The sequence below is a fragment of the Ruegeria sp. B11 genome (assembly GCF_056539785.1).
On record NZ_JBQFVO010000004.1, the window covers coordinates 211,899 to 223,166 of the forward strand.

Annotated in this window: 10 protein-coding genes; 4 read left to right on the forward strand and 6 right to left on the reverse strand. The window is 57.2% G+C overall.

Going from position 1 to position 11,268, the window contains the following annotated elements:
* Positions 1-3: 3 nt before the first annotated feature.
* Positions 4-867, reverse strand: coding sequence for a branched-chain amino acid aminotransferase (locus ACR0I1_RS15510; RefSeq protein ID WP_480707133.1), 864 nt, complete (start codon positions 865-867; stop codon positions 4-6).
* Between the two features lie 59 nt (positions 868-926).
* Positions 927-1,388: an Lrp/AsnC family transcriptional regulator gene (locus ACR0I1_RS15515; protein ID WP_480707135.1), complete on the reverse strand. Its 462-nt coding sequence runs from the start codon at positions 1,386-1,388 to the stop codon at positions 927-929.
* Positions 1,389-1,517: 129 nt separating this feature from the next.
* On the opposite strand from ACR0I1_RS15515, the gene ACR0I1_RS15520 reads away from it, so the two are divergent.
* Positions 1,518-2,567 carry a Glu/Leu/Phe/Val dehydrogenase gene (locus ACR0I1_RS15520; RefSeq protein WP_170513963.1) on the forward strand — a complete coding sequence of 350 codons (1,050 nt, stop codon included), beginning with the start codon at positions 1,518-1,520 and terminating at the stop codon, positions 2,565-2,567.
* 67 nt (positions 2,568-2,634) lie between these two features.
* Here the strand turns inward: ACR0I1_RS15520 and trpS are convergent, their stop codons facing one another.
* Complete coding sequence (gene trpS / locus ACR0I1_RS15525) at positions 2,635-3,663, reverse strand: tryptophan--tRNA ligase (RefSeq protein ID WP_170423755.1); 1,029 nt, start codon at positions 3,661-3,663, stop codon at positions 2,635-2,637.
* A gap of 86 nt (positions 3,664-3,749) precedes the next feature.
* On the opposite strand from trpS, the gene ACR0I1_RS15530 reads away from it, so the two are divergent.
* Positions 3,750-4,436 (forward strand): rhomboid family intramembrane serine protease, encoded by a 687-nt coding sequence (locus tag ACR0I1_RS15530; protein WP_170423757.1) that lies wholly within the window; start codon positions 3,750-3,752, stop codon positions 4,434-4,436.
* A gap of 6 nt (positions 4,437-4,442) precedes the next feature.
* On the opposite strand, the gene murJ is transcribed toward ACR0I1_RS15530, so the two are convergent.
* From murJ to ACR0I1_RS15545, 3 genes are read right to left on the reverse strand one after another with little or no spacing between them, the layout of a single operon-like run.
* Positions 4,443-5,984 (reverse strand): murein biosynthesis integral membrane protein MurJ, encoded by a 1,542-nt coding sequence (gene murJ / locus ACR0I1_RS15535; RefSeq protein ID WP_480707137.1) that lies wholly within the window; start codon positions 5,982-5,984, stop codon positions 4,443-4,445.
* Complete coding sequence (locus ACR0I1_RS15540) at positions 5,981-8,800, reverse strand: [protein-PII] uridylyltransferase (RefSeq protein WP_480707139.1); 2,820 nt, start codon at positions 8,798-8,800, stop codon at positions 5,981-5,983. Before ACR0I1_RS15540 ends, murJ begins: the two co-directional genes overlap by 4 nt.
* Complete coding sequence (locus ACR0I1_RS15545; RefSeq protein ID WP_170612915.1) at positions 8,760-9,932, reverse strand: penicillin-binding protein activator; 1,173 nt, start codon at positions 9,930-9,932, stop codon at positions 8,760-8,762. The genes ACR0I1_RS15540 and ACR0I1_RS15545 overlap by 41 nt, the downstream gene beginning before the upstream one ends.
* A gap of 87 nt (positions 9,933-10,019) precedes the next feature.
* Between ACR0I1_RS15545 and rsmI the strand changes: the two genes are divergently transcribed.
* Complete coding sequence (rsmI, locus tag ACR0I1_RS15550) at positions 10,020-10,877, forward strand: 16S rRNA (cytidine(1402)-2'-O)-methyltransferase (RefSeq protein WP_480707141.1); 858 nt, start codon at positions 10,020-10,022, stop codon at positions 10,875-10,877.
* A 1-nt stretch (position 10,878) separates the two neighbouring features.
* A complete protein-coding gene (locus ACR0I1_RS15555) occupies positions 10,879-11,250 on the forward strand; it encodes a YraN family protein (protein WP_223117558.1) in 372 nt (123 codons plus the stop codon).
* The last annotated feature ends 18 nt before the right edge of the window (positions 11,251-11,268 follow it).

Below are 11,268 nucleotides of genomic sequence, written 5' to 3' on the forward strand. Positions count from 1 at the left end.
AGATCAGCAATTGCTTGCAGCCCAATCCCAGTACATCTCGCGTGTGCGACGGGCGATTGGGCCCACCTGATACTGGGTGTCATCCAGCGCGGTGATTGGCGTCACTTTGCTCATGTTACCGCTCATGAACACTTCGTCCGCGTCGTGAAAGTCATCGAAACTCAGCACGGTTTCATGCACGGTTACCCCGTCGGCGCGCAGGTTTTTAATATGCCGCGCGCGTGTAATCCCGGCCAAGAATGTCCCATTGGGGATTGGAGTAAAAACCTCACCATCGCGCGCCATGAAGATATTTGCGGTCGCAGTCTCGGCCACATGCCCCATCGCGTCGGCCACAAGGGCGTTTGAAAAGCCCTTGTTGCGTGCCTCCTGCAACATCCGGGCATTGTTCGGATACAGGCACCCTGCCTTTGCGTTGACCACAGCGGATTCCAGAACAGGGCGGCGGAAACGAGTGGTTGTCAGCGTCGCCGAGGCGGTTTTGGGTGCCATTGGGATTTCTTCAAGACAGATGGCAAAGCCAGTGCTGTTTTCCTGAGGGACGATGGCGGTGTGATCCCCGTCGATGCCCCAATACATGGGGCGAATGTAAACGGCGGTGTCAGGTGCGTAACTTTGCAACCCTTCGTGAACCAGATCGACCATCTGTTCGGTTGTTACAGAAGGTGTCAGCATCAGCGCCTCGGCTGAACGGTTCACGCGGGCACAATGGGCATCCAGATCCGGGGTTATACCATCAAAGTACCGGGCTCCGTCAAACACCGATGAGCCCAGCCATGCGCCATGGTCAGCAGCGCGCATGATCGGTGCGTCCCCGTCATGCCATTGGCCGTTGAAATAGGTGCGGATGTTTTTGCCGACTGCCATTGCGCCCTCCCTCAAGCTCCGGGGAAACCTAGGTTGGGGCTGACGCAAGGTCCAGCAGATTATCCATGGTGCTGAGGCAGCGCTTCGCGTTTGACCATGGTGCGCAAAGCGAAGTTTGATCGTAGGTTTCGAATGCCCGAAATTTTCATAAGCTGGTTTTCCAGAAATGCATCAAACGCATTGAGGTCTTTGGCAACCACGCGCAGCAGAATGTCGCGTGATCCGGTCATAAGGTAGCATTCCATCACCTCGTCGCAGCGACGAATCGCCTTTTCGAAGGAATCGATGGCGTTGCGATCCTGTTTCTCCAACTCGACAGACACAAAGATTGTAACGCCGAATCCAAGCCGCTCGGGGTCGACCTGTGCGGCGTAGCCGGTGATAATCCCGTCCCGTTGCAGCCGATCCAAACGCCGTGCGCAGGGTGTCGGGGACAGCCCGACATGCTCCGCCAAATCGATGACAGTCATACGGCCATCGTTTTGAAGGGCGCGGATTATCTTGGAATCGATATCATCCATGGCGAAAAACTCCACAAAAGTTTTCAATTTTAGACGTTAGCACCAAAAATTTCCCTGATATAGTGACAAAAGGGTGAAAATCACTCGACGATAGGTGGCAAACTCTCGGAAGCACTCCGGAGGAGAAGAATGGACATCACCATCGTAGACGCGCCAGAGCACGAGCGCGTGGTCGAATTCAAAGATAACTCACTTGGTCTATTGGGCTACATCGCGATCCACTCAACGCAACGTGGCCCCGCTGCGGGCGGTGTGCGTATGCGCCCTTACGGCCACCCAGCCGAGGCCCTGGACGATGCTTTGCGACTGGCAAGGGGCATGACGTTCAAGAACGCCGCGGCTGATCTGCCGCTCGGGGGAGGCAAGGCTGTCATTATCGGGGATCCTCATGAGGATAAATCACCTGAACTTTTGCAGGCCTTTGGGCGCGTGATTCAAGGTTTGAACGGTCTGTACTGGACGGCAGAAGATATGGGTATGACGCCTGCAGATATGGCGCATATCGGATCTGAAACCGAATTTGTGGCTGGGCTGGCGGAAGGTGAGTTCGCCAGCGGTGATCCGTCTCCGATAACGGCGCGCGGGATATTCAATGCTATCCGGGTGACAGCGCAGCACCGGTTTGGATTTTCTGGCCTGAAAGGCCTGACTGTATCGGTTCAGGGGCTTGGCCATGTAGGCGAGCATTTGTGCCAGTTGTTGCACGATTCTGGTGCGCAGTTAATCGTAACTGACATCGACACCCGGCAAGCGGCCCGCGTGGCCGAACGGTTTGCGGCACGGGTCGTTGCACCCGATGCGATCTACGGCGTTGAAGCGGATATCTTTGCGCCTTGTGCGATCGGCGGCATCCTGAACGAAACGAGTATTCCATTACTGAAAGTCGGCGCTGTGGCCGGAGGGGCAAATAATCAGTTGTCCAGCGATCGGGACGCGCAGTTGCTCCACGAGCGTGGCATTCTTTACGCCCCTGACTTCGTCGCCAATGGCGGTGGTATCGTGAATGTGGCGACGGAAATCCTGCGTGTCGCAGAGCGTGAAGCTTGGGTCGCCGGTAGGTTGCAGGCGCTGGAGCAGACGATGGATCGCATCCTGACACGGGCCAAAGCCGAAGCGGTCAGCCCGCACGAAGTTGCGGAATCCATCGTGCACGAGATGCTGAGCCTGCAGGCGGCATAAGAGCCGACGGAACGAAAAACGCCGCCCGAGAAAGGGCGGCGTTCTTTTTTGGATTGCGATCGCGTGGTCAGGACTTGCCCGCGCCGACCATCCCTACAATCTCGTAGGTCTGCTGCAGAATCGGGGCCGCGATTGCACGTGCCCGTTCAGCACCTCGGGCGAGAATCTGATCAATCTCGGCCTCTTCGCCCATCAGGCGCGCCATTTCGGTTGAAATGGGTGAGAGTTTCGAGACCGCAAGTTCTGCCAACATTGGCTTGAACTCACCGAATTGCTTCCCGCCAACCTCAGCCAGCACTTGTGCGGCCGTCTGGTCGCTAAGCGCGGCATAGATATTCACCAGATTGCGCGCCTCGGGACGGTCTTCAAGGCCATCGACCTCCGACGGCAAAGCGTCCGGATCGGTCTTGGCTTTACGGATCTTCTTGGCGATGGCATCGGCATCATCGGTCATGTTGATCCGCGTCATATCAGACGGGTCTGACGACGACATCTTCCGGGACCCGTCACGCAGGTTCATCACGCGGGGCGCAGGCCCACCGATGACCGGTTCGGTCACCGGAAAGAAATCGACGCCATAGTCATGGTTGAACTTGATTGCGATGTCGCGCGTCAGTTCCAGATGTTGCTTCTGGTCTTCACCAACAGGCACATGGGTCGCGTGATAGACCAGAATGTCTGCCGCCATCAGGGCAGGATAGGCGAACAGACCCAAAGAGGCGTTCTGCGCATTCTTACCGGCCTTGTCCTTGAACTGTGTCATTCGCTGCATCCAGCCGATACGGGCGATGCAGTTGAAGATCCAGGCCAGCTGTGTGTGCTCGGGCACCTGGCTTTGATTGAACAGGATGGATTTCTCGGGATCCAGACCAGCGGCAATGAACCCCGCGCAAACTTCGCGGGTCTTTTCACGCAGACGATCCGGATCTTGCCAGACAGTAATCGCGTGGAGGTCGACCATGCAGTAGACGGTCTCGTATTCCGGCCCCTGCATATCCACGAAACGTTTAAGTGCACCCAGGTAATTACCCAAGTGCAGGTTTCCTGAAGGCTGGATGCCGGAAAACACGCGCGGCGTGAATTGGGTCTCGGTCATCGAAGGAAACTCCTGTCTGGAAAAATCAGCCCCCGTCGCTTACCCATGAGGCCAAGGGACGTCAACAGCCGCGAAAGGCCAGCCCAATGAGCAGTGAGCATTATACACCGCCCGTGAACCCTCTGCCGCCGGTCGTGGTGGCGCTGGTTCTGTTCATAATCGGGATTGAACTGATCTTCTTGCTTGGCAGCAGGGGCTTGGTCGGAGGGCCGACTGCTGTTGGTTGGCGCTTGGATGCGTTGCAGCAATATACGTTTTCGCCCGATATATTCGATTGGATGGTCCAGAACGGGCGCTGGCCGTTCGAACATGTGATCCGCTTTGTCACATATCCCTTTGTTCAGGCCAATTTCACACAAGCTGTGTTTGTCTGCGTGTTTGTTCTGGCGATGGGGAAGATGGTGGCCGAGGTCTTTGGCAGCGTCGCCATGCTGATCATATTCGTCTTGTCCGGTGTCGGCGGAGCGTTGGCCTATGCGGTGCTGTTGAACCCGCCATATCCACTGGTTGGTGGGTTTCCTCCGGTCTACGGGCTAATCGGTGCGTTCACGTGGTTGCTATGGCGCAAGCTTTCTCTGGTGGGTGAAAACCAATCGCGCGCATTCAGCCTGATCGCGGTTCTTATGGGCATTCAGTTGCTGTTCGGTCTGATCTTCGGTGGGACCTCGGATTGGGTCGCCGATCTGGGCGGTTTTGCCACCGGGTTTGGTTTGTCTTTCTTTCTGGCTCCGGGTGGATGGGCGCGTATCCTTAGCAAAACCCGGCGGGATTGATGCGCCTTAGCTACGGCGCAGCGCTGTTCGGAATTCCGAAATCCTGAAGGCCCCCAAGATGTGCCCCAAAAGGAAGTAGGCCACCGCCGCAGTTACAATGAGCACGATCAGCGCAAGGTAACGCCAGCCTGGTACGCCGAACGTCCAGCCGAAGAGGTTAATGGCCGTAAACAACACCACCCCCATGCCAGCCGATGCCGCCACGACCCGCCAGGTCCGCTGTCTGAACCGGTCATCAAATCGGGCTTCGTCGCCCATTCTGCGCGCGCCGATTGCAAGCAGCGCAACCATGGCCCAGCCAGCAGTCGACGCTGCGATTGCGGGCGCAATCCACCCGACAATGGGGTAAAGCCCAAAGGCAAGTCCGGCATTCACCACCATCGCAACCACTGCGTATCGAAACGGTGATTTGGTATCTTCGCGGGCGAAGAACAAAGGTTGCAGTAGCTTCTGCAGCATGAATGCGGGTAGCCCGATACCATAGATGGCCACGGCCAAGGCGGTCGCCGCTGTATCTTCGGCGCTGAACTGGCCACGTTGGAACAGGACCGAGACCAACGGGCCGGGGATGATCATAAAGGCAACTGTCGAAGGCAAGGTCAGCAGCAGAGTAAACTCTCCGGCCCGTGAAAAGGCATTGCGTGCTCCATCTTTGTCGTCTGCGCGCAGGCGGCGTGACAGGTCGGGTAACAGCACGATGCCGACGGCAATGCCAACCACTCCGAGCGGCAGTTGATACAAACGATCTGCGGCAAACAACCAACTGACTGCCTTTTCGGTTTTTGATGCCACAAGCTGTCCGACTACAAGATTGACTTGCGTTACGCCCATGGCCAACGCCGCAGGAACCGCGATCCGCACCATGCGGCGCATTTCCGGGCTGAGCTTTGGCCAACCGGGCCGAATGCGAATTCCCGCGCGTTCGGTCGCAATCCAGACAAGCGCCAATTGCGCGATGCCTGCGACTGGGATGACCGCGATGAGCCAGCGTATGATTTCTCCACCAGATATCGCGCCAAAGATTAACGCGGAGCAGGCGAATATGTTCAGCAGCACAGGAGCGGCGGCTGCAGCGGCGAAGCGCCCGGTTGCGTTCAATACTCCGGAAAACAGCGCAGCGAGGGACATAAACAGGATGTAGGGGAACACGACGTACCCATAATCCACCGCCAGATCGAAGCGTTCATCACCATAGAATCCTTCGGCGGTTATCCAAACCAACGCGGGCATGAAGACCATCGCCAGACCGACTAGCGCCAGCACCGCCACTGCCAACAGGTTAAACGCATCCTGTGCGAAACCTTCGGCGTCTTCGCCGCCTTCAAGGCGTTTTGAGAACATTGGAACAAAGGCTGCGTTGAATGCGCCCTCGGCAAAGAAGCGGCGGAACATATTAGGCAGTCGGAAGGCTGCGACGAAAGCATCCATCACGGGTCCGGGCCCGATATAAGCGGTCAGCAGGATTTCCCGCAAAAAGCCCAGAATGCGGCTTGCCAAGGTCCAGAACCCAACGGTGAAAAAGCCCGAAATCAGGCGGATCGGCTTCATGATGCGGCCCGCTCGGCACCTTCGGTGATGGCCGCGCGCAGCTTGGCTTCCAACCCGCGTTGCTTGGCCTCAGAGTGGTATTTCAGGCCGAACATATCCTTGACATAGAACGTGTCGACCACCTGTTCTCCATAGGTGGCGATCACTGCGTTCGCGATATAGACATTGGCGGCTGCCATCGTGCGCGTCAAATCATATAGCAGTCCGGGCCGGTCGCGGGTGTCGACTTCGATGATCGTGTAAATCTCTGAACCTTCGTTGTCGAAGGTGATATGGGTCGGGACGTTGAAGGCGCGTTCGCGCTTCTTGATCTTGTCGCGGGATTTCAATGCGTCCCGTGCGACAACCTCACCCCTGAGTGTCTTGTGAATCATCTGGGTCAGCCGAGGCAGGCGCGTAGCCTCGAAGGGATGGCCCTCGGCGTCCTGAACCCAGAACGCATCAGTTACATATCCGTCTTTCGTCGTATAGCTGCGGGCATCAACCACATTGGCTCCTACAAGGGCAAGTGCCCCCGCTATGCGAGAAAAAATACCCGGATGATCACCCATGGCAAAACACGCGCGGGTGGCGTCGCGATCCTCATCCGGATGCAGACGGATTTCTACGGCACCCGGATCGCCGCTGTCCTCCAGCGATTTCAACATTTCCGCGAATTCGACATGTGTCGAAAGGTTCAGTCCCTGCCAATACGGATCATAATGCCGCCCGGTTTCGGTTTTCAGATCAGATTTGGACCAGTTTTCCAATTCGGCCCGCAACCGCTTTTTCGCCCCATCTCCACGATTGGCTCGGTTAAGCGCCTCCATCCCGGATTCCAGTGCGTGTTTGGTGTCAGCATGCAAAGCGCGCAGCAATGTAGCCTTCCAGTTGTTCCAGGTCGTTGGTCCGACACCGCGGATGTCACAGACTGTCAGCACCGTCAGCAAGTCCAGCCGTTTGACGGTTGCAACAGCTTTCGCGAAATCGCGGATTGTGCGCGGGTCTGAGATGTCGCGTTTTTGCGCCATATCGGACATCAGCAAGTGATAGCGTACAAGCCATTCGACGGTTTCCGAATCCGCCTTGCTCAGCCCTAATCGTGGTGCCACTTTGCGCGCGATTTGCGCACCCAGAATCGAATGATCTTCGGGGCGTCCTTTGCCGATGTCGTGCAGCAACAGAGCCACGTATAGAACCTTTCGGCTAACACCACCCTCCAGGATGGATGACGCCAAGGGCAGTTCCTCGATTAACTCTCCTCGCTCGATCTGCGCCAAATTGACGATGCACTGGATCGTATGCTCGTCCACCGTATAGCTGTGATACATATTGAACTGCATCATCGCCACGATGTGCTCAAACTCGGGCAAAAAGGCTGACAGAACCCCCAACTCGTTCATGCGTCGCAGGGCACGTTCGGGGTTGCCGTGTTTCAGCATCAGATCAAGAAAGATGCGCCGCGCCTCTTTGTCGTTGCGCATCTCATCGTCGATCAGGTTCAGGTTGGCCGTTACCAACCGCATTGCGTCGGGATGGATCAGCATACCCGTGCGCAAACCCTCTTCGAACAACCGTAACAGGTTGACCTTGTCTGACAGGAACGTGTCAGGGTCCGCGATATCCAGACGGCCATGGACCACGCGGTAACCGGCCTTGACGCGGGGGCGACGGCGGAAAATACGTTCCAGCAAGGCCGCGCCCTTCATGTGCGAGGCTTCCAGTTTGGTCAGGAAAATCCGTGTCAATTCGCCCACACGGGTGGCTTCGCGGAAATAGCGTTGCATGAACACCTCGACGGCGCGCCGACCGGCGCGGTCTTGATATCCCATACGATCGGCCACCTCGACCTGCAGATCGAAGGTCAGTTGTTCCGTCGCGCGGCCCGTCACCAGATGCAAATGAGACCTGACGGCCCAGAGGAATTCTTCGGCTTGCGCGAACTCGTCAAACTCTTCGGGCGTAAAGAGGCCCATAGGGACCAGTTCGGCCACGTCCGTTACGCCATAGATGTATTTTGCGATCCAGTAGAGCGATTGCAGGTCGCGTAAGCCGCCCTTGCCCTCTTTGACGTTGGGTTCGACCATATAGCGTTCACCCTGCTTCAGGTGCCGCTCATCGCGCTCCTTCAGCTTGGCTTCGATAAATTCCCGCTCGGTGCCTTTGAAAAGATCGGTCTTCAGGCGCGCTTCAAGTTCTTGCGCAAGGGGCTGATCCCCGACGAGATACCGTTGTTCCAGCATGGCGGTACGGATGGTGAAATCATCGGTCCCCAGACGCAGGCAATCTTTGATCGTGCGTGAAGAGTGACCGACCTTCAGCCGCAGATCCCAGAGAATATAGAGCATGGATTCGATCACGCTCTCGGCCCAGGCGGTGATTTTGTACGGCGTCAGAAAAAGCAGATCTACATCGGATGACGGGGCCATCTCACCCCGGCCATAACCTCCCACTGCCAGCACAGCGATTTTCTCGCCTTGCGTGGGATTTGCCAGCGGATGCAGATGCTCGCTGGCGATGCGCATTGCTGTGCCGACCATCTGGTCCGTCAGATAGGTATAGGAATGCGTCAGCGGCGGTGCATCAAATGGGCGCTCGGCAAAGGCGTCCGCAATCGCCTTGCGGCCTGTCTTTTGCGCCTCTCGCAGTATGCGCACCGTCTCGGCGCGCAAGGCTGCGTTGTCCGAACTGTTTTCAACAGCGGCGGACAGGTTGGCATTGACCTCGGCGTTGTTAAAAATCTCGTCAGCCGCGCAGATCAGATTGACATCGGGCGCAGAGCCCTGCGCCGGTCGATTAGAATCCGGCGCCAGAGAAGCTTTGTGGGGCAGGGTCAATCACAACCACCTGTTTGTTCTGGATCGTGGCAACAGCCAGACCGCGTTCGTTCGTACCGTTCGGCCGCAGGCGGAAAATACCGCCGACACCCTGAAAACCGGCGTTCTGGGTTAATGCTGCACCTGTCAACGCGTTCGATTTGCCCTGGCTAACCAAGGCTCCGATCGCAGCGATTCCGTCATAGGCAAGCCCGCTGATCGGGTGTGGTGCCTCACCGTAGGTGTTGTTGTAACGCTGGCGATACGCCTGTGCCTTTGCCGGATCGGGAAGTGCGAACCAGCCACCTTGTACGCCAGGCAATTCCAGCGTTTGGGCTGGAATGTCCCAACGTGTCAGGCCGATATACTGAGTTGTCGCAGGCGACACACCAGCCTCGGGCAACAACTGGCTGTAAAGCGGCAGCGCGCCTGCGGTTGTCGCGGTCAGGAAAATCGAATCTGCGCCGGTCGAATCGACCGTTGCTTTAATCGCCGAAACAGAATCGATCACGCCCTGCTGAGACCGGTCATATCCAACTGTGCCCGCATTGTTGACGCGGCTGTTGCTGAGCGCGGCAGCGATGGCAGACTGGCCTAGCTGGCCCGCTGAGTCATTGCTGTGCACAATGACAGTACTGTTTTTACCCTGCTGTCCGGCGTAGTTCACCAGCCTGTTGGCCGTGTTCTGGAAAGTGGGGCCAAGCACATAGACATTGCCGCCCGCAATGCTGGTGTTGTTCGAGAAGGACAGCACGTTCACATTGTTGTTTAGCACCGCAAGTCCTGCCGCGTTTGCGGCTTGTGCGTACACTGGCCCAAGAATGATCTTGGCCCCGTCCGCTACAGCTTGCTGTGCAACCGCCGAGGCCGTTCCGGCATTGCCGGCCGTGTCGTAGACGCGCAGATCAATCTTGACGTTCGGCAAATCCGCTATAGCCAGCCGCGCTGCGTTCTCAAGGCTACGGGCAAGGGCCGCATCGCCAGACTGAGGTGATCCGCTTGGGACCAACAGGGCCACCGGAACCGGGTCAGAGGTGTCGATCGAGGGGCCTCCGCTGATGCCGCCGACTTCACAGGCGGCCAGAAAAGCGGCCGAGGCCAGTACAATGGCGGATTTCGCCAGTTTGCGTGCGGGCTTGCAAACGGTAAACATCTAAAAGAAAACTCCCTGATCCGGCGTCTGAGGGCACCTTGGTCTATTGAACCGCGATAATAAACGTCACGCTGTGAGGGTCCAGCTTTGAATTTCCAAAAGATCAGATTGGCCGCTGGGCTGTACTTTATTGCCACCCCAATCGGGGCGGCACGCGATATTACGCTCAGGGCGCTCGATGTTTTGGCCTCGGCAGACATGATTGCTGCCGAAGATACACGCAGCTTGCGACGTTTGATGGAAATCCATGGCGTGCCGCTCGAAGGGCGCCGCATATTGGCCTACCACGATCACAGCGGCGCGGGCGCGCGGGGAAAAATACTTGAGGCGCTGGAACAAGGGCAATCGGTGGCTTACGCGTCCGAGGCGGGAATGCCGCTGATCGCCGATCCCGGCTATGATTTGGGCCGTCAGGCGGCTGAGGCTGGGCACAACGTGACATGTGCTCCGGGACCGTCTGCTGTTTTGACGGCGCTGACATTGGCGGGGCTTCCCACGGATGCATTTTTCTTTGCCGGGTTCTTGCCCAATGCCTCTGGCGCACGGCGTTCACGAATCGAATCCCTGCGCAGCGTCCCCGGAACGCTTGTCTTCTATGAATCGCCGAAGCGCGTGGCTGCCTGCCTCTCTGATCTCGCGGATATTTTGGGTGGAGACCGACAGGCGGCCCTGTGCCGTGAACTCACCAAAAAGTTTGAAGAAACTCGCCGAGGGACGCTCGCTGATCTGGCAACAGAGTACGAGGGCTTATCGGTTAAGGGCGAGGTGGTTCTGCTTGTGGATCGCGCCCATTCGCAATCTGTTAAGGACTCTGACGTAGAAGAGGCATTGATAAAAGCATTGCAAACGCATTCGGTGCGTGATGCGGCAGATCTGGTGTCAGAGATGTTCAGCCTGCCGCGCCGTCCGATCTATCAGATGGCTCTGAAGCTGGGAAAGGGATGATATGGCACAGAGATCCGTTCGGGGTTCTGTATCTTATCACGCTGGACAATCCGCCGAACTTTGCGTGGCCGCCGAATACGTGCGACGGGGTTATTCAATCGCAAGACGCAGGTGGTGCGGTGCTGGCGGTGAAATAGATCTGATCGCGCGCAACGCAGATGGGTTGGTCTTCATTGAGGTTAAGAAAAGCCGTAGTTTTGACCGTGCAGCCGCTCGGATTAGTCGCCGACAGATGGATCGAATTTGCGCATCCGCTGCCCAGTTTCTTGAACAGGAGCCTGCTGGTCAGCTGACGAATACTCGGTTTGATGCGGCACTGGTTGATGACACTGGAACTGTTCAAATCATCGAAAACGCCTTTGGTTTGGACTGACCCCCATTGAACCCGTCA